The 22,703-nt window shown below is 70.3% G+C and carries 20 protein-coding genes; 10 read left to right on the top strand and 10 right to left on the bottom strand.

The window, feature by feature from the left end; all coding sequences use genetic code 11:
* The first annotated feature begins 118 nt into the window (after positions 1 to 118).
* Entirely contained in the window at positions 119 to 922 is an 804-nt protein-coding gene (locus ACAM49_RS24445; RefSeq protein WP_369637903.1) for a carbon-nitrogen hydrolase family protein, read from the top strand.
* Positions 923 to 963: 41 nt separating this feature from the next.
* On the top strand, positions 964 to 1,605 hold the full coding sequence (locus ACAM49_RS24440; RefSeq protein ID WP_369637896.1) for a phosphoribosyltransferase: 642 nt from the start codon (positions 964 to 966) through the stop codon (positions 1,603 to 1,605).
* A gap of 11 nt (positions 1,606 to 1,616) precedes the next feature.
* On the opposite strand, the gene ACAM49_RS24435 is transcribed toward ACAM49_RS24440, so the two are convergent.
* The 3 genes from ACAM49_RS24435 to ACAM49_RS24425 form a co-directional block, all read right to left on the bottom strand.
* A complete protein-coding gene (locus tag ACAM49_RS24435; protein WP_369637895.1) occupies positions 1,617 to 2,144 on the bottom strand; it encodes a gamma carbonic anhydrase family protein in 528 nt (175 codons plus the stop codon).
* 18 nt (positions 2,145 to 2,162) lie between these two features.
* Positions 2,163 to 2,885, bottom strand: a complete 723-nt coding sequence (locus ACAM49_RS24430; RefSeq protein WP_369637894.1) for an alpha/beta hydrolase — start codon at positions 2,883 to 2,885, stop codon at positions 2,163 to 2,165.
* A gap of 72 nt (positions 2,886 to 2,957) precedes the next feature.
* Positions 2,958 to 3,785, bottom strand: a complete 828-nt coding sequence (locus ACAM49_RS24425; protein ID WP_369637893.1) for a class I SAM-dependent methyltransferase — start codon at positions 3,783 to 3,785, stop codon at positions 2,958 to 2,960.
* A 316-nt stretch (positions 3,786 to 4,101) separates the two neighbouring features.
* On the opposite strand from ACAM49_RS24425, the gene ACAM49_RS24420 reads away from it, so the two are divergent.
* On the top strand, positions 4,102 to 7,665 hold the full coding sequence (locus ACAM49_RS24420; RefSeq protein WP_369637892.1) for an AAA domain-containing protein: 3,564 nt from the start codon (positions 4,102 to 4,104) through the stop codon (positions 7,663 to 7,665).
* Between the two features lie 9 nt (positions 7,666 to 7,674).
* Here the strand turns inward: ACAM49_RS24420 and ACAM49_RS24415 are convergent, their stop codons facing one another.
* Both ACAM49_RS24415 and ACAM49_RS24410 read right to left on the bottom strand, forming a co-directional pair.
* The gene (locus ACAM49_RS24415) at positions 7,675 to 8,853 is read right to left on the bottom strand and encodes an amino acid deaminase/aldolase (RefSeq protein WP_369637891.1); all 1,179 of its coding nucleotides are present in this window, start codon (positions 8,851 to 8,853) and stop codon (positions 7,675 to 7,677) included.
* A gap of 65 nt (positions 8,854 to 8,918) precedes the next feature.
* A complete protein-coding gene (locus tag ACAM49_RS24410) occupies positions 8,919 to 9,401 on the bottom strand; it encodes a TetR family transcriptional regulator (protein WP_369637890.1) in 483 nt (160 codons plus the stop codon).
* A gap of 385 nt (positions 9,402 to 9,786) precedes the next feature.
* On the opposite strand from ACAM49_RS24410, the gene ACAM49_RS24405 reads away from it, so the two are divergent.
* Entirely contained in the window at positions 9,787 to 10,521 is a 735-nt protein-coding gene (locus ACAM49_RS24405; protein ID WP_369637889.1) for a tyrosine-protein phosphatase, read from the top strand.
* On the opposite strand, the gene ACAM49_RS24400 is transcribed toward ACAM49_RS24405, so the two are convergent.
* Positions 10,518 to 11,795, bottom strand: a complete 1,278-nt coding sequence (locus ACAM49_RS24400; protein WP_369637888.1) for a class I adenylate-forming enzyme family protein — start codon at positions 11,793 to 11,795, stop codon at positions 10,518 to 10,520. The genes ACAM49_RS24405 and ACAM49_RS24400 overlap by 4 nt on opposite strands.
* Before the next feature lie 330 nt (positions 11,796 to 12,125).
* Positions 12,126 to 12,920: an enoyl-CoA hydratase/isomerase family protein gene (locus tag ACAM49_RS24395; protein WP_369637887.1), complete on the bottom strand. Its 795-nt coding sequence runs from the start codon at positions 12,918 to 12,920 to the stop codon at positions 12,126 to 12,128.
* Between the two features lie 71 nt (positions 12,921 to 12,991).
* On the opposite strand from ACAM49_RS24395, the gene ACAM49_RS24390 reads away from it, so the two are divergent.
* Positions 12,992 to 14,017, top strand: a complete 1,026-nt coding sequence (locus ACAM49_RS24390) for a glutathione S-transferase family protein (RefSeq protein ID WP_369637886.1) — start codon at positions 12,992 to 12,994, stop codon at positions 14,015 to 14,017.
* 4 nt (positions 14,018 to 14,021) lie between these two features.
* Here the strand turns inward: ACAM49_RS24390 and ACAM49_RS24385 are convergent, their stop codons facing one another.
* The gene (locus tag ACAM49_RS24385; RefSeq protein WP_369637885.1) at positions 14,022 to 14,441 is read right to left on the bottom strand and encodes a VOC family protein; all 420 of its coding nucleotides are present in this window, start codon (positions 14,439 to 14,441) and stop codon (positions 14,022 to 14,024) included.
* Positions 14,442 to 14,445: 4 nt separating this feature from the next.
* On the bottom strand, positions 14,446 to 15,285 hold the full coding sequence (locus ACAM49_RS24380; protein ID WP_369637884.1) for a helix-turn-helix domain-containing protein: 840 nt from the start codon (positions 15,283 to 15,285) through the stop codon (positions 14,446 to 14,448).
* A gap of 149 nt (positions 15,286 to 15,434) precedes the next feature.
* On the opposite strand from ACAM49_RS24380, the gene ACAM49_RS24375 reads away from it, so the two are divergent.
* Genes ACAM49_RS24375 through ACAM49_RS24365 form a run of 3 tightly spaced genes read left to right on the top strand, consistent with a single transcriptional unit; the run spans position 15,435 to position 17,921 of the window.
* Positions 15,435 to 16,151: a hypothetical protein gene (locus ACAM49_RS24375; RefSeq protein WP_369637883.1), complete on the top strand. Its 717-nt coding sequence runs from the start codon at positions 15,435 to 15,437 to the stop codon at positions 16,149 to 16,151.
* Positions 16,148 to 17,092 (top strand): ABC transporter ATP-binding protein, encoded by a 945-nt coding sequence (locus ACAM49_RS24370; protein WP_369637882.1) that lies wholly within the window; start codon positions 16,148 to 16,150, stop codon positions 17,090 to 17,092. Before ACAM49_RS24375 ends, ACAM49_RS24370 begins: the two co-directional genes overlap by 4 nt.
* Positions 17,093 to 17,132: 40 nt before the next feature.
* Positions 17,133 to 17,921 (top strand): hypothetical protein, encoded by a 789-nt coding sequence (locus tag ACAM49_RS24365; RefSeq protein ID WP_369637881.1) that lies wholly within the window; start codon positions 17,133 to 17,135, stop codon positions 17,919 to 17,921.
* On the opposite strand, the gene ACAM49_RS24360 is transcribed toward ACAM49_RS24365, so the two are convergent.
* Entirely contained in the window at positions 17,922 to 18,452 is a 531-nt protein-coding gene (locus ACAM49_RS24360) for a VOC family protein (protein ID WP_369637880.1), read from the bottom strand.
* Positions 18,453 to 18,608: 156 nt separating this feature from the next.
* On the opposite strand from ACAM49_RS24360, the gene ACAM49_RS24355 reads away from it, so the two are divergent.
* Together ACAM49_RS24355 and ACAM49_RS24350 are read left to right on the top strand one after the other, a co-directional pair.
* Complete coding sequence (locus ACAM49_RS24355; protein WP_369637879.1) at positions 18,609 to 22,355, top strand: ABC transporter ATP-binding protein; 3,747 nt, start codon at positions 18,609 to 18,611, stop codon at positions 22,353 to 22,355.
* A gap of 130 nt (positions 22,356 to 22,485) precedes the next feature.
* The coding region (locus ACAM49_RS24350) for a hypothetical protein (RefSeq protein WP_369637878.1) at positions 22,486 to 22,703 on the top strand (218 nt) is incomplete at its 3' end.

The raw sequence follows: 22,703 nt of genomic DNA, 5'->3' as shown, positions 1-22,703 counted from the left end.
TTACGTCACCGGAACCCTGGCCACGGAGGATGCGGCCAGCTCGGGAGCGGTGGCCACGGCCATTCACGAATCCGCTCCGCTACCCGCGCCGAGCGAGCCGGCGGAACCGGCGGGCGCGGTGGATGTGGCGGTGGTGCAGTTCGATCCGCACACCGACACCGTGGCCAATCTCACCGCACTGCGCGCGGAGGTCAAGGCGGCCAGCGAACTCGGGGCAAAGGTGGTGGTCGCGCCCGAGTATTCGATGTTCGCGACCAAGCGCCTCGACGAGCGGGTGCTGGCCGCGGCCGAGCCGCTGACCGGTCCGTTCGTCACCGGATTGCGTGGCATCGCAGCGGAATTCGGGGTGCACGTGGTGGCGGGCGTGGTCGAGTCCGGTGGTCCGGACGAGCCCGCCGGGCACGTCTACAACACGCTCGTGGCCGCCACGCCGGACGCCGAATTCGCCGCCGTCTACCGCAAGGTGCACCTCTACGACGCCTTCGGCTCCCGCGAATCCGATCTGCTGCTGCCCGGCGCGCTGGGCCAGTCCCAGACCTTCACGGTCGAGGGCGTCGTGTTCGGCCTGCAGACCTGCTTCGATCTGCGCTTCCCCGAAGGCATTCGGCGCCTGGCCGCCGCGGGCGCGCATGTGCTGTTGCTGCCCGCGCAGTGGATTCCCGGTCCCGGCAAGGTCGATCAGTGGACGACGCTGCTGCGCGCGCGGGCCATCGAGAACACCATGTACGTGGCCGCCGCGGATCAGGCCGCGCCGCGCGGCTCGGGCGCCTCCATGATCGTCTCCCCCACCGGTGCGGTGCTGGCCGAACTCGGCGACCAACCCGGCATTGCCACCGGGCGTGTCGACCTGGCGCACCTGACGGAGGTCCGGACCACCAATCCGAGTCTGGCGCTGCGCAGATACACCATTCGCGGCGAATAACGCGCGGGCCCACCGGGCTGGCGGAACTAGACTGAACAGCAATGATCTATCCGGATCGGGGGGCTGCCGGACGCACGCTGGGTGACAGGCTGGAGCACCTGCGCGCGGCGGATCCCTTGGTGCTGGGGCTGCCGCGCGGCGGGGTTCCGGTGGCCGTCGCCGTATGGGAGGCGATCGGCGGTGACGTGGATGTGCTGCTGGTGCGCAAGCTCGGGGTGCCGTGGCAGCCGGAACTCGCCATGGGGGCCATCGGCGAGGACGGCGTGCGGGTGCTCAATCGCGACGTCATGCTCCATACGGGGGTGACCGTCGAACAGCTCTCGGCCGTCGAAGGACTGGAGCGGACCGAACTGGAACGACGGCGGCGGGTGCTGCGGGCCGAGCCGCCGATTCCGTTGAAGGACCGGACCGTGGTGATCGTCGATGACGGCATGGCCACCGGTGCGACCGTGGCCGCCGGGTGCGAGATCGCGCGGCTGCACGAACCGCGGCGGGTGGTGGTGGCGGTGCCGGTGTCCTCGATCGAAGCGCTGCACCGGATTCGGTCGGTCGCCGATGAGGTGGTGTGCCCGCTGGTGCCGCGCGCTCTGGGCGGGGTCGGCGGGGCGTATCGGGATTTCCACCAGCTCACCGACGAGGAAGTGGTGGGGCTGCTCGCCGGGACCCGGCGCGGGGATCAGTGAATCCGGGTGATTCAGTGAACCTCGGTGATGCCCTTGCGGTGTCGCTGCGCGAGCTCGGCGTAGATGGCGGGGTTCATCTTCACCCACATCTCGGCCGCGGTCCCCGCCAGCGGCTTCTTCACCTCGGCGGGTGAGCCCGCGGCCAGCACGCCGTCCGGGATCTCCTGCCCGGGCCCGACCAGCGAGTGCGCCGCGATCATCACGCCGCTGCCGATCTTCGCCATGTCCAGCACCGTACTGCCGTTGCCCACAATCGATTCCGCGCCCAGCGTGGCGCCGTGGAACACCACCGAATGCGCGATGGTGGAACCCGCGCCGATCTCCACGGTCACGTCCTGCGGCACGTGGATCACGGCATTGTCCTGCACGTTCGCGCGTTCGCGAATGATGATGGGAGCGAAGTCGGCGCGCAGCACCGCGCCGTACCAGACCGAGGCTCCGGCCTCGACGCGGACGTCACCGATGAGGGTCGCGGTGGGCGCGATGAAGGCGGTCGGATCGACGGTGGGCCGCTTGCCTTCGAATTCGTAGAGTGGCACGCCACCCACCGTAATCCGCTAGACCAGTAGCCGCGCGTGCACGAAATCCACGATCTCCGAGGTCACTTCGGCGTGCACGGGTTCGTGCAGCAGATCGTGCCCGGCGTTCGGATAGGTGTGGAAGCGCGCGCCGACCTGAACCGACCAGTCGCGAACCGGCTCGAGCGGGGCGCGACGATCGTCGGCGCCGTGCACGATCAGCACCGGCAGCCCCTCGGGCAGCCGCGGTCCGGGCCAGTCGGATTCCTGCTCGGTCGCCACCGCGGCCCGCGAGCGGGAACCGAGATGGGCGCGAGCCCGATTCGGGGTCGCGGCACCGCGCGCGGACTTGGGCGACTTGCCCTCCAGCACCGCCTTGGGCGTGCCGGACAGCACCAGGCCCGGGTATTCACCCGGATCCGCGTCGCGCAAAACGGCCAGGGTGGTGGCCGCGCCGAGGGAGTGGCCCATCAGGAAGGGAGTGGAATTCGCCTGCGCGCGAACCGCGTCCAGGAACATCCGGGCATCGTCGGCCAGTTCGTGGATGGTGCCCGGCCGCTCCGGGTCCCCTTCGCTGAGACCGTGCCCGGAGGTGTCCAGGGCCCAGAGTTCGATTCCCTGGGCGGCGAGCGCCCTGGCGAACCGGTGGTAGTGCGCGCTGTGCTGGCCGATTCCGGGCAATAGGGCCAGCACGGCCTGTGCATTGTCGAGCTGCCATCGACGGTAGTGAAGGCGGCCGCGAGCGCCCGCGAGGTAGAGCATCGGGAGATTGTGACAGACCTCGGGCGCCCGTGGGGGTGCTCCGTTCGGGCAACCGGTGAGTAATGAGCGAAGTCAGCGAATCGCGGCGCGCACCAGATGCGGGCCGGGCCGATCCGGGTGCCATTCGATGTCCAGGTAGCGGCCCAGCGCTTCGCCGGGGCCGAGGTCCTCGACCACGGTGAGACCGGCCTCGCGCAGTTCGGCCGCGATCTCGTCGGCGGTGAAGAAGGTGATCCAGCGCTCGCCGATGGCGGCCAGGCGGCGCTCGCGCGCCTCGGCGGCCGCGATCTGCTCGGGGGTGACCGGGGTGTACGGGACCCCGTAGTCGAGCACCAGCTCGGTGCCGGGCGCCAGGCCGCCGATGGTGTCCAGGGTGGCGGCGATGGCGGGGCGGGTGAGGTAGACGGTGACGCCGAGCCAGATCACGAAGGCCGGTTTCGCGGTGTCGAAATCGCTTGCGGTCAGCACGTGTTCGAGGGTGTCGCGTTCGAAGTCGACGCCCAGGTAGGTGACCGAATCCGGGATGGCGATGCCGGTGTCGGCCAGCCGCTTGCGCTTCCAGGCCTGGGTGTCGGGGTGGTCGACCTCGAAGACGCGCAGGCCCGGATGCGGATTGCGGTAGGCGAAGGTGTCCAGGCCCGCGCCCAGGATCAGTGCCTGGCGCACGCCCGCGCGGTAGGCGTCGGCGAGTGCGTCCTCGGTGTAGCGGGAGCGCGCGGCGATGAACAACCGGATGCCGCGCCCGGCGACCTCGTCCACGCGACCGTCGGGGTCATTGCCGAAGGTGACGATCACCGCCGCCAGCGGATCGCGGAAGATACTGGCGCCGTCCAGGGTCTGATGGTCGGCGCGGTACCGGGCAGCGCCGAGGGCGGTGCGGCTGGGTTCACCGTTCTGCACGAGGGGACTCCCTTCAACGCCTCCACCCTAGGGGCGACACGCCGGTATGGCGATCCGAACATCTCGCGCGCGACCGGCTCGGAGGCCGCCGCCCCGGACCGCGCCGCGCGCGAGTCGCGTTGTCCCCCAACATCGCCCGCAAACGCGCGCTGACGTGCGCGGCTCGCGGCCGGTCCGGCGCGGCGCGCGCGGCCTCCCCGGCGGCACATCACACCGCCCGCAGTCATTACGCTATGGCGCGACTCGGCCACGCTCAGGCGTCCTTCCGGCCGGGTGCGGGTGTCGGCGGAGGAGAGGCACAGGAGGGCCGCGATTGATGCTGTTCGGTGATCGTGTCGTGTGCAGCACCGGTGACCTGGTGACAGCGGCGCGCTGTGAGTTCGCGCTGCTGCGTGCGCTCGACGCCGAACTCGGTCTGGTGACGCCGGTGGACGGCCAGTCACCCGGCGCGCTGACCCGCACCCTCGATCCGGCCGTCGAACACCGCCTGGCCGATCTGCGCGACCGGCACGGGCGGGCCGTCACCCGCATTCGTCCGACCCCGGCCGCCGCGGCGGCGCTGGGCGAGGCGCACTCCCCGGTGGTGCCCGACGACCTACGCGACGCGGCGCGCACGGCGCTACGCGACGCACACGACGAAACGCTGGCGGCCCTGCGCGCGGATGCCGAGGCGGTGGCCGGGGCCGTCGTCTTCGATGGCGATTTCGCCGCCCGCTGCGAGTTCCTGGTGCGCGACCATTCGCCGGAGACCCATGACTACGTGGTGACCGGGGTGGCCGGGCGGCGGGATCGGATCGCGACGCTGCTGGGGCTGGCCGCCATGGCGGAGGCGCTGCGGCGCAATGGTTTCCGGGCCGCGCCGCACGCGCGGATCTGGGAGGACGGGGTCGCGATCACCCATCCGCTGGCCGATATGGCGGTCGTCTACCAGGCCCGGCTGGCGCGACTGAACCTGATCGTGGACACCAAGCTCGGCGAGTTGCTGCCGGTGCAATGGGGCGACCGCCGCTTCCTGGCCTGCGGCCACTGCCCCACCTGCACCGCCGAACTCGAGGCCCGCCGCGACCTGCTGCTGGTCGCGGGCATGCGCCCCGCCACCCGCGCCCACCTGCGCGACGCCGGCATCACCACCCTCGACCGGCTGGCCGTCGCCGACGCCGCCGTCACCGGCATCCCCGCCGCCACCCTGACCACCCTGCGCCGCCAGGCCGAGGTCCAGATCCTTCGCGAACGCACCGCCCGCCCGGTGCACGCCCTGATCGACCCGGCCGCCCTCGCCGCCCTCCCCGCCCCGACCCCCGGCGACCTCTTCGTGAGCGTCACCCCGGCCGCCGGTATCGACGAAGCCTGGACCGGAAACATCGGAACCGTCCGCGCCACAGGCGATCTCGTGGTTCGGATCGGATCGGCCGGTGCCGTCAAACAGACCGCGGTCACCCACGCCGAGTTCGCCGGTCATTCCGGTGCGGGCGGATCGGATCCCACCGCCGAATCCTCCGAGCGGGCCGCCGAGGACGTTGCCGAGCAGTGTCAGCGCGCGGCCGTGGCGACCGCCGAACCCGGCCCGGTGCCCGGGGTCAGCACCGTACCGCTGGGGTTCGTGCCGACGCCCGCGACGCCGAAGCCGGAGCGCACCTTCGTGATTCGCGCGGACAACCCTGAGGCAACGATGCGGCGGCGGGATGATGCCGATGCGCTGCTGGAGTTCCTGATGGAGCGCGAGCGCGAGTGTCCGGAGTTGCGGATTCACCACTATCGCGGGGATCTGCGCGGGCTGCTGCACGCCATCGGGGAACGGGATTCCGAGGGTGAGGATGTGGTGGCCGAGTTGCTGCCCACCCTGGTGGATCTGTATCCGCTGGTGCGGGCGGCGCTGGTGGTCGGCGAGCGGTCCTACGACCTGCATCAGCTGCCGCCGAATCAGGAGGAGCGCGAGGGCGGGGCGGAAGCCGTACTGCGCCTGCGGGATTGGCTGCTGGAGCTGGCGGCCGAGCATCAGGTGCGGCCGAGCCGGCGCTGGACCTACGACTACGCCGAGACCGGGCCCGACGAAATCGAGGCGGCGCTGCGGGAATTCGCGGAGAGCGACGGCCCGGATCGCGGCGAGGCGCAGGAGGCGGCCGGGCTGGCGGCCGCGGCGCTGGGCTACCACCGGCGCGAGCGGCGGCCGCTGCGCTGGGCGCACGATGACCGGCTCGATCACCCGGTCTCCGAATGGGCCGATACCGCAGGGGTTCTCGTCGCCGACTCGGGTTCGGTGGACACCGACTGGCACAGCACCGGGCAGCGGCCCACCATGCGGCGCTATCTCACCCTCACCGGACGCCTCGGCACCGGCAACGCGCCCCCGCCGGGCACCCCGGTGCTCACGCTCTACGACCGCCCCGCACCGGGCATGACCGCCCTGCCCGGCATCCGGGCGACCGCGCACGCCACCGTGCTCGGCTGCGCGCTGGACACCAATTTCGAGGACGTCGTGCGCGTGGTGGAGACCCTGCCCGAGGGCTGCGAGCCCTACGCGGACCTACCCACCGCCATCGCGCCCTGCCCGCCCGGCCACGACATCCATCTCACGGAAGCCTTGGAGGACACCGCACATCAGCTGCTGGTGACCCTGCCCCAGGTGCCCGAGACCGCCGTCTTCGACATCCTCTGCCGCCGCCCGCCCCGGCTGCGCTCCGGTGACGCGCTGCCCGAGGTCTTCGGCGATCACGCCGCCGCCGTCACCGCGGCCGTACTGGCCCTGGACAATTCGTATGTGGCCGTGCAGGGCCCGCCCGGCACCGGCAAGACCGATACCACCGCCCGCGCCGTGGAAAGGCTTGTCACCCGGTACAAGTGGCGCGTCGGCGTGATCGCGCGCTCGCACCAGGTGGTCGAGCACGTGCTCGACGCCGTGGTGCAGGTGGGCGTGCTGCCCGAACTGGTGGCCAAGGCCGATGCCCGCTCGGTCGCCTCGGAATGGCTGCCCATCGAGGCGTCGCGCTATCAGCGCTTCCTCGACAATGCCGTGAACGGCTGTGTGGTGGGCGGACTTTCGAGCGATTTCACCGATCCCGAGCGCATCCCCCGCGACAGCCTGGACCTGCTGGTCATCGTGGACGCGGGCAAGTTCCCGCTGGCCGAGGCGGTGGCCGTGGCGGTGGCCGCCCGCAACCTGCTGCTGGTCGGCGATCCCGCGCCGCCCTCGGGCCGGGGCGCGCATCCCGAGCCCATCGCCGAATCCGTGCTCGGCCGCCTGCTCGGCCCGCACCGCACCCTGCCCGCCGCGCACGGATATTTCCTGGACCGCACCTGGCGCATGCATCCGCGCATGTGCGGCCCGGTGTCGCGGCTGCGCTACGACAATCGGCTGCGCTCCAACGAAACCGTCACCCTGGCACGGGAACTCGACGGCATCCCGCCGGGCGTGCGCACGGTGCCGGTGGAGCATCACGGCAACAGCACCGAATCCGCCGAGGAGGCCAGGGAAATCGTGCGCCAGGTGCGCACCCTGCTCGGCCTGCCCTGGCACACCGGCGCGCTCACCCGCCGCCTGCACCCGCACGACATCCTGGTGGTCGCGCCCTATCACGCGCAGGTGGCGCGCATCCGAACCCTGCTGTCGCGGGCCAGGATCGAGGACGTGCTGGTCGGCACCCCCGACCATTTCCAGGGCCGCGAGGCCGCGGTGGTGCTGGTCTCCATGACCACCTCCGCCCCGGAGGACGCCCCGCACGGCATCGGCGCACTGCTGTCGCGGCACTGGCTGACCAGCGCCATCTCGCGCGCCATGTGGTCGGCCATCATCGTGCGCTCACCGCTGCTGACCGAATACCTCCCGGCCACCACGGCCGAGCTGTCGGACCTGGCGGCGGTCCTGCAACTCGACCGGGTCTGATCCCCCTCGTCAGCCGAAGTTGTGGCCTTCACCGCGATAGGTGGGCACCGTCGTGCGCGAGCCATCGCCGTCGACCAGGTGGACCTCGTTGAACCGCTCGCACAGCTCGCCCGCCTTGGCGTGCCGGAACCAGACGCGATCGCCGATCTGCAATCCGTCGGCACCCGTCACCGGCGTCTGCACCTCACCGGCCCCCTCGGTGCCGATCAGCTTCAAACCCTTGGGCCACACCGGCTTCGGAACACGCGACGCGCCCGCCGGACCGGATGCGATGTAGCCGCCGGAGAAGACGGTGGCGATGCCCGGCGCGGGCCGCCGCAGCACCGGCGCGGCGAAGTACATGGACGGCCGCTTCGCGAGATTGCGGTAGCCGTCGAACAAGGTCGGCAGATACAGACCCGACCCGGCGGTCACCTCGGTGACATCCGGATCGCTGATGCTGACCTCGATGGATCCGGTGCCGCCGCTGTTGACCAGCTCGAGCTCACCGATGCGCGAGCGCACCGCGTCGACCACTGCGCGGCGGCGCTTGCCGATCTCGTCGGCGGACAGCTTCTTCACCAGGCGCACAGCGGGATTGGAGTCGGGCAGGCCCGCGATCTGCGCCTCGTAGGTCATCAGCCCCACGACTCGGAAACCGCGCGAACGGGTTTCGGCGGCCAGTTCGGAAGCCTGCTCCGGGGTGCGGATCGGCGAACGGCGCACACCCAGGTGGATCGGCCCGATGCGCAACGAGGCGTCGACATCCAGACACACACGGGGAGCGACCTTTTCGCTACCGACGGCGTCGCGGATCAGATCCAGCTGGTCGACGTCGTCGACCATGAGCGTGATGGAATCCAGCAGCAGCGGATCGGCCGCGAGTTCGGCCAGCGCGTGCCGGTCCACGGTGGGATACCCGAGCAGCACATCGCGCGCGCCCTCGCGCACCAGCCAGATGGCTTCGCGCAGTGAGTAACCCATGATGCCCGCGAATCCGCCGGAGGCCGTGAGCTTGGGCCCCAGCACTTCCTCGAGCACGGCGCGGCAGCGCACGGATTTACTGGCCACCCGGATCGGCACGCCGCGGGCGCGGCTCACCAGGTCGGCGGCATTGGCGCGCAGGGCGGTCATATCGACCGCGGCCAGCGGGGGCTCCAGATCGGCGGTGGCCGCGTGCAGCCCGCTGATCGGCGACGGATCGGTCACCAGATCATTCGACCACGAACTTGGTCACTCGTCCAGCATTAGTTCCGGAGCAGATCCCATCGGTTCTAGGGCAGGTCCACAGCCTTCGTGGACAGGTAGGACACCAGATCGTCGAGTACGACGAGCGAGATCTCGTCATCGCAATCGGCGAGCCAGCGCAGCACCATGCCCTGGATGACGGCCAGCAGGTAGGCCGCGATCGCCTCCACCGGCTCCAGCCACTGGGTGCCCGAGCGCCGCGCGCACAGGTCCAGGAACGAGGTGACATCGGCGTCCAGATCCCGGAACATGGCCGTGGCCACCGGGTCCGGCACGCATGCCGCCTGATTCTCCCAGCGCGCCCGCAACACGGCCAGCGTGGACTCGTAGGCCCGCAGTTGCCGATCCGGATGCGATTTCAAGATCGGCCACAACGTGCTGACACCCGCGTGCAGCAGGATGCGCAGGGCGCGGTTACCGCTGAAGTCGAGCGACCCGGCCGTCTTTTCGATGGCCTCGGTCATGGCCGGACGAAGTCCGACCTGGGTGATTTCTCCACTTGCGCTCAACGACGACTCCCTTTGGCGAAAGAACTCGCGCGGCGGCTCCGGGACCCGGAGGTCACGACGCCCGCGCGGTTCGCTCAACGGGTGGCTAGATCGGCGCTGATCTTCCGGTCAGTACCCCGGAGTACCCGTTCAACGGGTATCGATGTTACGTCGTTTTTCGGCTTCGTAACCAGCTTTGATAGCCAGTTACGTACCTGAAGAATGTTTTGTTACCCAATTGGAACAGGCCCGCGATCGGATGGGAATGATCAAATTGAACGATCGCCTGGTAAAGCCGTTGATAGGACCACTCGGTATTTTAAGGACGGGTGTGCGCCGAAACATAGCGTCTGTGCGCGAGCCCACACCCGGGGACGAGAATGCGACCCGCAGTTAGCCTGACGGTGTGACTTCTGCGCGCCCTGACCAATTCCTGATCTCCGGCACCTTCAATTTCCGCGACCTGGGCGGTGCCCGCACCTTCGACGGGCGTCAGGTCCGCGAGGGCGTCCTACTCCGGTCGGCCCAGCTCAGCCGTCTGGACGAGGCGGGCCTGGCCACGCTGAACGCGCTCGGGGTCACCGATGTACACGATCTGCGCGGACTCGCCGAGATCGACTTCATCGGCCACGACGTGGTGCCGGACGGGGTTCGCCTGCGGATCACGCCCTTCGACTCGCGCATGGGCGAGACCCCGCCGCACGAGGCCCGCCGCAACACCACCGCGGCCGCCCACATGCTCGAGGTCTACCGGATGTTCCCGGCCCTGCCCGAGGCACACACCGCCATCAAGTCGCTGGCCGAATCCGTGCTGGCCGGCACCGCGCTGGTGCACTGCGCCGCGGGCAAGGACCGCACCGGCTGGGCGGTCGCCACCCTGCTGCGGGCGGTCGACGTGACCGAGGAGGACGTCTACGCCGACTACCTGCTCAGCAATGACGCGGTGCCGACGCTGCGCTCGTTCATGGCCGCGGGCACGTCGGAGGAACTCTCCGACGACCTGCTCGGCGTGAAGCCCGAGTACCTGGAGTCGGCCACCCGCTCGATGCTCGACATGTACGGCGGCATCGAGGGCTACCTCGCCGAGATCGGCATCGCGCCGGAGATGCGCGACGCCCTGCGGGCGCGGCTGCTCGACTAGTCCACCAGGGCCTGCCGGACCAGACCGTCCGCGTCGATGCTGACCTGGTTGCCGGTATGGAACCAGGTCCCCGTGAAACGGGACTCGGTGGTCTGCGGGTCGTTCCAGTAGCGCGGGGCGACATTGGGTCCGCGACAGAGCAATTCGCCGTGACCGGTGTCCGCGCGCGGACCCCACAGGGCGAGTTCGGTTCCGCCGAAGGCGAATCCGAGCGTGTCGCGGCCCGGCGCGGCCCCGCCGAAATCGAATGCGGTGTCGTCACGGGCGAGGCCGATACCCGACGTCTCGGTCGCGCCCCACACCGACCACTGACGGGCCTCCGGGAACACCTCGCGCAGGCTGGCCGACACCGCCGCGCAGGCGGCCGGATCGGCGGCGGCCAATTCGGCCCGGTGCCCGGCGCTGCAGATCTGGCGCACCCGCTCCACCCGCAATCCGGCCAGACCGGGCAGCAGCCCAGCGAAGATGCGGGGTGTCGCCGAAACCATGTCGATGCGTTCGGCGACAAGGGCTTCCGGCACCGCGGACCGGTCCGGGGTGAGCACCACGGTGCCGCCGACGGCGAAGGTGGGCAGCAGCTGGTCCACGCAGCCGCTGGCGTGCGCGAGCGGCAGCAGCACCAGATTGCGCAGGCCGTCGGTGGGCAGCTCCAGCGCGCCGACCACGGAACGGATGGCGGAGAGCAGGTTCTCGTTGGTCAGCTCGACTCCGCGCGGGCCGGTCCCGAGGCAGGGGCTGGTGTAGCAGAGCAGCGCCAGCTCGCCCAGGGACGCGCCGTCGTCGATGAAGGCCGCGGCATCGGGCATGGCCTCGCGGTACCCGGCCGCCCGGCCGCCGCCGTCGAGGACGAAATCGATGCAGGCGTCACCGATCACGCGCTCGGCCACCGCGTCCGGCAGGCCGTCGGGCACCAGCACCGGGACCGCGCCCGAGAGCAGCGCACCCAGGAACGCCTGCACCCAGCGCGCGCCGACGGGCATGCGCACCGCCACCCGGTCGCCGTAGCCGATGCCGTGTTCCTGCAGGCCGCCGGCGATGCGGGAGGCCGAGTACCAGAGTTCGCGGTAGGTGAGCCGGGGGCCGCCGATCTCCACCACGGCCTCGCGGGCGGCGAAGGTGTGGACCTGGATGTCGAGTAGCTCGGTGAGCGCGGGCGTGAGGTTGCCGTAGCGCAGGATGCCGTCGGCCGCGCGCGCCAGCGGGTTGTCGCGCCGGTCTTCGTCTTTCGATCCTGCACAGCGAGATTGCGGGTATTCCACGAGTAACTGCGACATCGTCCCTCCGAGTGCCTCGTTCGCCCTGCCAGGCATGAGTGACTATATGATGCAGATCACAGCCGTGGGCGGATTGTCGGCAAACGGATGTCAGGGTTTGACGTCGCGGAAACAGATCACCGCCCGGTCAACCCCGTGTTCCCCCGGGCGAGCCTGCGGAAACGTCGTATTCGCGGTGCCTTTCGCAGCGCCGGACCGGGTTTCGCGGCCGAGCGGTTTCGATTGCCCCCCAATCACACACCCGCGCAGGTGGCGGGCTTGACACGCCCGAGGAAAGCCGACACACCCGGGCGCGCAACGCGACCGGGCGGCCGATTTCGCGATTGCCCCCTACTTGCCTGTGTACGTGGCCTTTCCGGGCCCGACCTCCAGGAAGCTGCGCACCGCGTTCTTCAGATCCTCGGTGCCGAAAAGTTGCCCGGAGACCTGCGGCGTCACCGAATCCGCGTGCGCCACACCGCCGGAACGCCAGGCCTCGATGATCTGCTTGGTGGCGGCGTGTGCACGGGTCGGGCCGTCGGCGAGCCGGGCCAGCAGGGCGCGGGCCGCGGTGTCGACATCCTCGTGGACGGCGTTGACCACACCCCAGTCGGCCAGGGTGGCGGCGTCGTAGAGGTCGCCGGTCATGACGAACTCGCGGGCGCGGCCGGAGCCGGCGCGCTCGGCCAGCCGCTGCGGGCCGCCCATCGACGGGGTCAGGCCGACCACGGTCTCCACCAGACCGAACTTGGCCTTGGGCGCGGCCAGGATGATGTCGCAGGCCAGCGCCATTTCGAAGGCCGCGGTCAGGGTCAGCGAGTGGGCGGCGAAGATCACCGGGCAGGGCAGCGCCTCGAGCGGGTGGATGATGCGCGCGAACAGCGTCTGCCACAGCTGCGCGCCCTCGTCCTCGGTGAGCCCGTCGAAGACGTGCACGTCGACGCCGCCGGAGACCAGCTTGCCGTCGGCGCGCACCAGCAGCGCCCGCGGCGGATTGGCCGACAGTTCCTCGAGATCCACCGCGAGGGCCTCGAGCAGGGCCTTGTCGAAGAGGTTCAGCGGCGGGTGCGCGATGGTGAGTACCGCCGCGTCGGCGCCGCCCGCGGTGACGATGCGTTCCAGGCGGGTGGGCTTCGAGTCAGTCATGGAAGCGAATGTATGCGCCCGCTCACTTTCGGGACAGACCGGGCGCGGACTTCATCTGACAGACTGGGCGGGTGACCACGTCGAAAAGCGAGCCGGGCAGCTATGTCGAACCCGGCGAATTCAAGCGGGACACGAATTACATCCAGACGCGGATAACCGCGGACGGGCGCGACGGGTACGCGGTCGAGCCCGGGCGGTACCGCCTCGTGGCGGCGCGGGCCTGCCCGTGGGCCAACCGCACGCTCATCGTGCGGCGGCTGCTCGGGCTGGAATCGGTGCTGTCCCTGGGGTTGTGCGGGCCGACGCACGACAAGCGCAGCTGGACCTTCGATCTGGATCCCGGCGAGGTGGATCCGGTGCTGGGCATCCACTTCCTGCAGGACGCCTACTTCAAGCGGTTCCCGGACTACCCGCGCGGCATCACCGTGCCCGCCATCGTGGACGAGCGCAGCGGGGCGGTGGTCACCAACGACTACGCGCAGATGACCCTGGACTTCTCCACCGAGTGGACCGAGTTCCACCGGCCCGGCGCGCCCGCGCTGTATCCGGAAGACCTACGCGCGGAAATAGATTCGGTGAATCGGCGGGTCTACACCGAGGTCAACAACGGCGTGTATCGATGCGGATTCGCGGGCGGGCAGGACGCCTACGAGGCCGCCTACGATCGGCTGTTCACCGCACTGGACTGGCTCGAGCAGCGGCTGGCCACCCAGCGATATCTGGTGGGCGACACCATCACCGAGGCCGACGTCCGGCTGTTCACCACGCTGGCCCGCTTCGATCCGGTGTATCACGGGCATTTCAAGTGCAATCGGCAGAAGCTCATCGAGTTCCCGGTGCTGTGGGCCTACGCCCGCGACCTGTTCCAGACCCCGGGCTTCGGTGACACCGTGGACTTCGTGCAGATCAAGCAGCACTACTACATCGTGCACACCGACATCAATCCGACGAAGATCGTCCCCAAGGGTCCCGAACTCGGCGACTGGCTGACCCCGCACGGTCGAGAAGCCCTGGGCGGCAAGCCGTTCGGCGACGGCACCCCGCCGCCTCCGCCGCTGGAGGCCGAGCGGGTGCCCGCCGGTCACGGTGCGGTCTGACGGTCTACTCCCCCGTCGCGCCCCGATAGGTGCCGAAGCTCCAATAGACACCTTCGGGGTCACGGCAGACGAAACCCCTTGATTCATAGTCGGTTTCGTCGCGCAGTTCGCGGGTGATGTTCGCGCCCGCGGCCTGCGCGCGGGCGTACAGTGCGTCGATGTCGTCGAATGCGATGTAGACCGAGCCGACGCCGGGCGGCTGGCATTCCAGCGCCATGTCCTCGCGGACGCCGCCGAGCATGATCGCGCCGCCGCCCGGCCAGGCCAGTTCGGCGTGCTGGACGATGTCGCCGTCGGTGTAGCAGGCCCGGGTCTCGAAACCGAAGGCCTGCTCCAGGAATGCGATCGCGGCCTTCGCGTCGCGGTAGACCAGGGTCGGCCACAGGACGGTCGCGGTCTTCACAGGGGTTGTCGTTTCGCTCATGCGCCTACCCTGCCGCCTCGGCGATCTCGCGGTCTTGGACGAATGGGAACTCCTCGCACTCCAGCCAGACCGAGGGCGGCATGCCCGCCAGCTCGCGCCATTCGCGGGCCATGTGCGCCTGGTCGTAGTACCCGGCGACGGCGGCCACCGCGGCGAGCGGGGGCAGGTTCGGTTCGCACAGCAGGCGGCGCGACCGTTCGAAGCGCGAGACCCGGGCGGCGTCCTTGGGCGAGATCCCGAATTCGGCGCTGAACCGGTTGCCGAGATGCCTGCGGCTCCAGCCGATCTCGTCGGCCACCGCGGCCACCCGCACCGCCGGGTCCGGACCCGAGAGCAGCGACCAGGCACGCGTGAGCTCGGGGTCCCAGTGCACGGGGTGCACCTGCCGCAGCAGGATCTCGTCGATGACGGCGAAGCGGTCCGGCCAGGCGGACAGCAGCGACAACCGTTCGCGAAGTTCGGCCGCGCGCGGGCCCAGCACATCGGCCAGGTCCACGATCCACGAGCCGAGCGCCGCCGCGGGCATCCCGAACAGGGCACGGCAGCCCAGCGGTGTCAGATTCAGCTGCACGCCGTGCTGGAACCCGTTGTGCGCGATCACCGCCGGATGCACCGTGAGCCCGCTGGCCAGCATGTCCCAGCGGCCGCCCGGCTGCCCGGGATGGGAGGAGACCGGGACGTCGATGGGTTCGTCGATGGTGATGATCACGGTCAGCGCCGAGCCGGGCATCCCGATGTGCGTGCCCGGCGCGAAGCCGTGCAGCAGGTAGCCCTCGTACCCGAGGACGTATGCGCGCAGTCGCGGGTCGGGAACTCCGGACGCGCCTTCGGACACGCCTGCCACGCCGTCCAGCGTAAGCCGATCTTGCGCCATGCGCCGGGCCGATCTCGCGCCACGCGGGACCCTCCCATCCGGAACCGGTCTATCTCGCGAATCGTTGTCCGGTTGCCATAGAGTTTCGGTCGGAGGACCGCACACGTAAGGGGTTGTCGATGTTCAAGGCCGGGCTCGAGAAGGCGGTCGTCTCGCTGCTCGACAACGGAGCCCAAGTGCAGGCTCCGGCTGTCGCCAAGTACGTGAAGAAGCTGCGGGACGCGCATCCGGGCGAATCGCCCGCGCAGATCATCACACGCCTCGAGAAGCTCTACCTCAACGCCGTGACCGGCTCGGGTACGGCGGTCGGCGCGACCGCGGCGGTGCCGGGCGTCGGGACGGTGGCCTCGCTGGCGGCCATGAGCGCGGAGACCGCGTTCTTCCTGGAGGCGTCGGCGGTGTTCACCCTGGCCGTGGCCGCCGTGCACGGCATCGCGCCCGAGGACCGGGAGCGCCGCCGCGCGCTGGTGCTGGCCGTGGTGCTCGGCGAGTCCGGCATGGAGATCGTGCAGAAGAGCGTCGGCCACTCCGCCAAGAACTGGGGCGGACTGCTGGCGACCAAGATTCCCGGCATCAACGCCATGAACGACTCGCTGCTCAAGAAGTTTCTCGTGCAGTTCATCGCCAAGCGCAGCGCGCTCATGGTCGGCAAGATCATTCCGGCCGGCATCGGCGCGGCCATCGGCGGATTCGGCAACCGGGCACTGGGCCACGGCGTGATCGACAACGCCCGCAAGGCGTTCGGCGCGCCGCCGCTGACCTGGCCGCAGCCGCTGGTCATCGACGCCGACCCGCTGCCCGCCGTGGAGCCGCCGGTCAAGGATCGGCAGCCGTGACCCGGCCGCTGGCCTTCGCCGCGGCGGGCCTGACCAAGGCCTTCGACACCGTCACCGCCGTCGACGAGGTGAGCTTCGTGGTGCCGGCCGGCAAGGTGGCCGCGCTGGTCGGCCCGCACGGCGCGGGCAAATCCACCGTGCTGCGCATGCTGCTGGGCCTGCTGACGCCCACCTCCGGGACCGCGAGCGTGGGCGGGCCCGGCTCGGGCGCGCGGGCCGGACGGCAGGTGGTCGGCGCGACGCTGACCCCGCGCGGACTGCATCCGGCCCGGAAGGTGTTCCCGCAGCTGCGCGTATTCGCCGCCGCCGCAGGCGTTTCCGATGAGCGCGCCGAGGAGCTGTTGCACCTGGTGCGGCTGGGCGAGGTCGCCGATCAGCGCATCGGCACCCTGCCCGAGGGCGTGAAGACACGGCTGGCGCTGGCCGTCGCCCTGCTCGGCGATCCGCCGCTGCTGGTGCTCGACGATCCGGCCGCCGGACTCGATGTCCGCGAAACCGCCTGGCTCAACGACCATCTGCGCGCCCACGCCCGCCGCGGCGGCACCGTGCTGCTCACCTCGCGGACGCTGAGCACCGTGCTGCCGGTGGCCGACGAGCTCATCGTGCTGGACCGCGGCCGCATCGCCTATCAGGGCAGCCCGGCCCGGCTGCGCCGCAGTCACCCGGATCGCCTGCTGGTCAAGGCATCCAGCCCGATCGCGCTGGCCACCACGCTGGCCTCGCGCGGCTTCACCGACGCGGTCATGCGGCCCGACGGGCGGCTGGCCGTCGCGGAAGCCTCACTCGCGCAACTGGAATCGGCGGCCTCCAGCGCCCGGGTCCAGCTCACCGAGATCACCCAGGAGCACGTCCACCCGGACCAGGTCCTGGCCACCCTCACCCACACCGGAGCCCCGGCCCCGAATTACCCGGCGTCGGCCGTCTACGGGACCTATCGGTGATCGCACCGACGTCCGCCCTGTTCCTCCGAAAGGACGCTCGATGAACCTGACGGTGCCGCCGGTGGTGGCGCGGGCCGCGAATTCCGAAGTGCGCAAGGTGACCTCGGTGCGGCTGAACTGGCTGATCGGCGGCGGGGTCGTGGTGGCGGGGGTGGCGGCGTTCGTCGCGCTGGGCACGTCGTTCCAGCCGGGCGCCAACCATGAGGAGGGCTTCAGCACCGGATCCGGTTGGGCCGCACTGCTGACCACCTGGGTGCTGGTGCTGACCGTGGCGTCGGCGGCCGCGTTCGGGGCACTGGGCACGGCCTCGGAGTTCGGATCCGGCTCGATGGCGCTGAGTTCGCTGTTCACCCCCGACCGCAATCTGCTGCTCGGCTCGAAACTGGCTGTCGCGGCGGCCTTCTCGCTCGCCACCGTGGTGGTGATGGAGGTGCTCGGCGGGGCCGCCATGCGGCTCGCGGGCGGCGACCGGGTGCCCATGGACAGCGGCTTCTTCGGGGTGCTCTTCGGCGTGGCGCTGGCCGCGCTGTGCTGGGCGGTGATCGGGTCCGCGCTCGGCTTCGTGCTGCGCTCGCCGACCCGGGCGCTGGCCGCCATCCTGGGCTGGGCCGTGCTCGAGCCGCTGATCTGGATCACCGGGCGCGCCATCGGATTCGGCGGGCTGGCGGCCGTCCTGCCGGTGGCCTCGACGGTCGGGGCCATCAGCGGCGGGCGCTACGCCAAGAGCGCGCTCATCGCGCCGACGCCCGCGGCCATGGCGCTGCTGGTGATCTGGACCGCCGCGGCCGGTGCGGCGGGCTGGTACTACTTCACCCGCCGCGATATCTGATCAAGGGCGCTCGGCGAGCCGCCGCCACACCTCGTGATCGGTGCGCGGGCCGCCCGGGGTGTCCGCGCCGTACTTCTCGATGAGACCCGGCAGGTCCAGCGGCATGCTCGGCGCGGTCATGGCGGCCAGTTCGGCCTCCACCGCGGCATCGGGAACCAGCCAGCAGACCTCGAATTCGATGCCGTCGGGATCGGCGGCGTAGAGCGCCTTGGTGGAGGCGTGATCCGATGCGCCGGTGAGGGCGTCGGCGGCGACCAGGGCGTCGCGGACGCGCTGCAATTCACGCAGGGTGTCCACTTCCCAGGCCAGGTGGTAGAGGCCGATGCGACCGGTGCGATGCGGGACCGACGGGTCCGGTGAGCGGAACAGTCCGAGGTCGTGGTCGTTGGCCGAGTCCGCGGCCTGCAGGAAGGTCGCGCCCGGGAAGCCGCCGGGCAGGCGGCGGAAGCCGAGCACGTCGCAGTAGAAGGCGGCGGAGCGCTCCACATCGGAGACGAACAGAACGGCGTGATTGAGACGCTGAATCGGCATATCTCCAGCCGACCACGCCCGCGCGCCCGAAACAAGGCACTGTCCCGGCCCGGCTCGCCGGTGCTCGGGAAGTCAGCTGTCGGTGCCCGGCGGCACACTGGAACGACGGGTCGCAGGCGGGAACAAAGTGGGGGTGGGTAGTTCTTGTTCTCCGGGATGAGTTCGATGGATGTGGTGAAGGATCGCGGCTGGTTGCGCCGCTTGTGGCAGCGATGTACGCGGCACCCGTGGATGCTGGCCGGGCTGGGGTTGTCCATCGCGCTGGGCGCGGTGGTCGAGGTGACCGGGCCGCTGCTGGCCAAGCACGCGCTGGACGGCGCGACCGCCGGGAACACCGGCATCATCGCGGCCATGGCCGTGGCGCTGGGTGTGCTCGCGGTCGGGCGGTTCCTCGCCTCGTTCGGGCGGCGCATGCTGGCCGGGCGGCTGGCCCTGGACGTGCAGCACGAATTGCGCCTCGATCTGCTGGGCGCGCTGCAGCGGCTCGACGGACCCGGGCAGGACGGGCTGCGCACCGGGCAGGTGATCTCGCGGTCCATCAGCGATCTGACCCTGGTGCAGGGACTGCTGGCCATGGGGCCGTGGTCGTCGGTGGCGGCGCTGCAATTCGTGCTGGCCGCGGGCGTGATGCTGTGGCTCTCACCGCCTTTGGCGCTGGCCGCCCTGCTGGTGGTGCCGGTGCTGGCGCTGGTCGTCTACCGGGTGCGGCCGCGGCTGTACGCGGCCACCTGGTCCGCGCAGCAGCGGGCCGCCGATCTGGCCCAGCACGTCGAGGAGACCGTCACCGGCGTGCGCGTGGTGAAGGGGTTCGGGCAGGAAGCCCGCATGGTCGACCTACTCGAATCGCACGGGCGCAAGCTGTACGCCGAGCGCATGCGCGCGGCCCGCATCGATGCCCGCTTCAGCCCGACGCTCGGCTCGATTCCGCAGGCCGGGCTGGTCGCGGTGATCGCGGTGGGCGGGCTGCTGGCCTTCCACGGCAGCATCGGGCTGGGCACCTTCCTGGCCTTCGTCGCCTACGTGTCCACCATGACCAATTCGACGCGCATCGTGTCCTACGTGGTGGTGATGGCGCAGCTGACCCGCGCGGCCGCCGAACGCGTCAACCAGGTCATCGACAACGCGCCCGAACGCATCGATCCCGAAAAGCCGGTGGCGCTGCCGCAAGGTCCGCTCGGCATCGAAATCGACCGGCTCACCTTCGGTTTCGAACCCGGACGTCCCGTCTTGCGCGACTTCAGCCTCGATATCGCGCCCGGTGAAACCGTGGCCATCATCGGCCCGGCGGGCTCGGGCAAGTCCACGCTGAGCCTGCTGCTCCCCCGCTTCTACTCCCCCGAATCCGGCCGGATCAGCCTGTACGGCAAGGACTCCCGCGCCGATATCGCCGAACTGCGCGGCGCGGACCTGCGCGAGGCGGTCGGCGTGGTCTTCGACGAGGCCTTCCTGCTCTCCGACACCATCTCCGCCAATATCGCGCTGGGCCGCCCCGACGCCACCGCGGCCGAGATCCAGGCCGCCGCCAAGCAGGCCGCGGCCGACGAGTTCATCAATGCCCTGCCCGACGGCTACGACACCGTGGTCGGCGAACGCGGGCTCACCCTCTCGGGCGGGCAGCGCCAGCGCATCGCCCTGGCCCGCGCGCTGCTCTCGGATCCCCGCATCCTGGTGCTCGACGACGCCACCTCCGCCGTGGACGCGGTCACCGAGGCGGCGATCTTCGGTTCGCTGCCGACGGATTCGGGCCGCACGACGCTCATCCTGGCCCACCGGGAATCGACCCTCGCGCACGCCGATCGGGTGATCCGGCTGCCCGCACCGGAGGCCGCCGACCCGGGCGCACTGGTCGCGGAGCCCGCGCCGTCGATGGTCGCGGAATTGCGCGACGGTGAGCAGGAACCGGATCGGGATACGCCCGAGGAGGTCCGCCGGGTGCTCGGCGACCTGCCTCCGGCCACCGAAAAGCCGGGGCTGGAGTCGGACGAGATCCGCGAACCCGATCCCGGATTCAAACTGCGGCACGCGCTGGGGCTGGTGAAGTGGCTGGTCGCGGGCACCATGGTGCTGCTGGCGCTGAACGCCCTTGTCGGCGTGGGGTTCCCGTCCGTGGTGCGGTACGCCGTGGACTCCGGCGTCGGCAAGCACAATGGCTCGGCGCTGGTGTGGGCCACCGCCATCGGCGCGGGTCTGGTCGTGTTGGGCTGGGTCGTCGCCGCGACCTCGGTGCTGTGGAGCAATCGGGCCGGGGAGCGCGTGCTGTTCGGGCTGCGCGTGCGCAGCTACGCCCATCTGCAGCGGCTCGGGCTGGACTTCTACGAGCGGGAACTGTCCGGCCGCATCATGACCCGGATGACCACCGACATCGACGCGCTGTCCACCTTCATGCAGACCGGGCTGCCGGACGCGCTCATCGCGCTGCTGACGGTGGCCGGAATCGCGGTGGCGCTGTTGGTGATCGACCTCCGGCTGGCATTGATCGTCTTCGTGACGCTGCCGCCGCTGCTGCTCGCCACCTGGTGGTTCCGCAAGGTCTCCGATGCCGCCTACAGTGCCGCGCGCGAGCATTCGGCCACGGTGAACGCCGACTTCGCGGAGATCGTCGCGGGCCTGCGGGTCATCCAGGCCAATCGGCACGAGGTCGAGTCCGCGCGGCGATTCGCGGGCTACTCCAATGCGTTCCGGGTCAGCCGGATGCGGGCGCAGCGAGCCATCGCCACCTTCTTCGCCTTCGTCGGCATGTGGGCCGATATCGCGCTGGCGACGGTCGTGTTCACCGGGGCGTGGGCGGTCGCGAACGGGAACACCACGCCGGGCACGCTGGTCGCGTTCGTGCTGTATCTCCAGCTGCTGTTCGGGCCGATCATGCAGCTGTCGCAGCTGTTCGACGGATATCAGCAGGCGCGAGTCGGGTTGCGGCGCATCGGGGAACTGCTGCGCACGCCGTCCTCGATCTCGCCCGATCCGCTGGAACCGGCGGTCATCGACGGCCGTCTGCGCGGCGACGTGGTCTTCGAGGATGTGCGCTTCCAGTACCCCGGCGCGGTCCGGCCCGCGCTCGACGGCGTCTGCCTGACCATTCCGGCGGGCGGCAGCCTGGCGCTGGTTGGGGAGACCGGCGCGGGGAAGTCGACCATTGTGAAGCTGCTTGCCCGCCTGTACGACATGCCGCGCGATCCGGAGACCCCGCCGCGAGAACCCGTGTCAGGTGACCGGAATCACGAAATTCCCGACGGTGTTGTCCCGTTCTCCATAGCGGAAAGGCATGAAACGGACCACGATTCGAGTCACACCGGCGCTATCCGAGTGGATGGCGTGGACATTCGCGACTATCGGCTCACCGAGTTCCGTGCTCGGCTGGGTGTGGTGCCGCAAGAAGCTCACCTCTTCACCGGCGACATCGCCAGCAACATTGCATTTGGAAAACCTTCGGCGAGCCCCGCGGAGATCGAGGCGGCGGCCGCGGCGGTGGGTGCGCTGGCAACCATCCAGGCATTACCGCGCGGCATGCGGCAACCGGTCGGGGAACGCGGGCGCGGACTCTCGGCCGGGCAGCGTCAGCTCATCGCGCTCGCCCGTGCCGAACTGGTCCGTCCCGACCTGCTCCTACTCGATGAGGCCACCGCCGTGCTGGACCCAGACGCCGAGGCATCGCTGCTGGTGGCAAGCGAATCCGTGACCCGCGGGCGGACCGCGGTGATCGTCGCGCACCGGCTCGCGACGGCCGCGCAGGCCGACCGGATCGCGGTCGTGCAGCACGGACGGATCAGCGAAATCGGCGCGCACGACGAACTACTCGCGGCGCGCGGCGCGTACTACCGCCTGTGGGCTGCGGCCCAGGCGATGGAAGGCATATTCTCGGCTGAGGACGAGTCGTCACGCGAGAATGTGTCCGCTCGGTGGTAGCCATGCCCAAAGGCGAACAGGGGTGGGCATATCCTCAGTGGGGGCGCATCGGCGCGCATCCGCCGATTACCCGTGCCGGGCACGTCACAAACGTCGCAGCGCGAAGAACGAAATGAGGCGAACACCTGCTGTGAGCAGCTCAACAGACCAGTTCGGACAGAACCAGTGGCTTGTCGACGAGATGTACCAGAAGTACAAGCAAGACCCCTCGTCCGTCGACGAAAGCTGGCACGAGTTCCTGGCGGATTACACGCCGGAGAACACGTCCGAATCCGGTAACAACAGCCAGGCGGTCACCGCCGTCGCTCCGGCCCCCGCCGCCGCGGCCTCCACCCCCGCCGCTCCCCC

The organism is Nocardia sp. JMUB6875 (assembly GCF_041154655.1).
Lineage (GTDB): Bacteria > Actinomycetota > Actinomycetes > Mycobacteriales > Mycobacteriaceae > Nocardia.
Note: the sequence above shows the minus strand (reverse complement) of the source record. Positions and strands in the feature narration are given on the sequence as shown.

Coding starts and splice junctions, on each gene's coding strand:
- ACAM49_RS24440 (WP_369637896.1), top strand. CDS start 964: ATGATCTATCCGGATCGGGGGGCTGCCGGACGCACGCTGGGTGACAGG.
- ACAM49_RS24430 (WP_369637894.1), bottom strand. CDS start 2,885: ATGCTCTACCTCGCGGGCGCTCGCGGCCGCCTTCACTACCGTCGATGG.
- ACAM49_RS24420 (WP_369637892.1), top strand. CDS start 4,102: ATGCTGTTCGGTGATCGTGTCGTGTGCAGCACCGGTGACCTGGTGACA.
- ACAM49_RS24400 (WP_369637888.1), bottom strand. CDS start 11,795: ATGTCGCAGTTACTCGTGGAATACCCGCAATCTCGCTGTGCAGGATCG.
- ACAM49_RS24395 (WP_369637887.1), bottom strand. CDS start 12,920: ATGACTGACTCGAAGCCCACCCGCCTGGAACGCATCGTCACCGCGGGC.
- ACAM49_RS24385 (WP_369637885.1), bottom strand. CDS start 14,441: ATGAGCGAAACGACAACCCCTGTGAAGACCGCGACCGTCCTGTGGCCG.
- ACAM49_RS24375 (WP_369637883.1), top strand. CDS start 15,435: ATGTTCAAGGCCGGGCTCGAGAAGGCGGTCGTCTCGCTGCTCGACAAC.
- ACAM49_RS24365 (WP_369637881.1), top strand. CDS start 17,133: ATGAACCTGACGGTGCCGCCGGTGGTGGCGCGGGCCGCGAATTCCGAA.
- ACAM49_RS24360 (WP_369637880.1), bottom strand. CDS start 18,452: ATGCCGATTCAGCGTCTCAATCACGCCGTTCTGTTCGTCTCCGATGTG.
- ACAM49_RS24355 (WP_369637879.1), top strand. CDS start 18,609: ATGAGTTCGATGGATGTGGTGAAGGATCGCGGCTGGTTGCGCCGCTTG.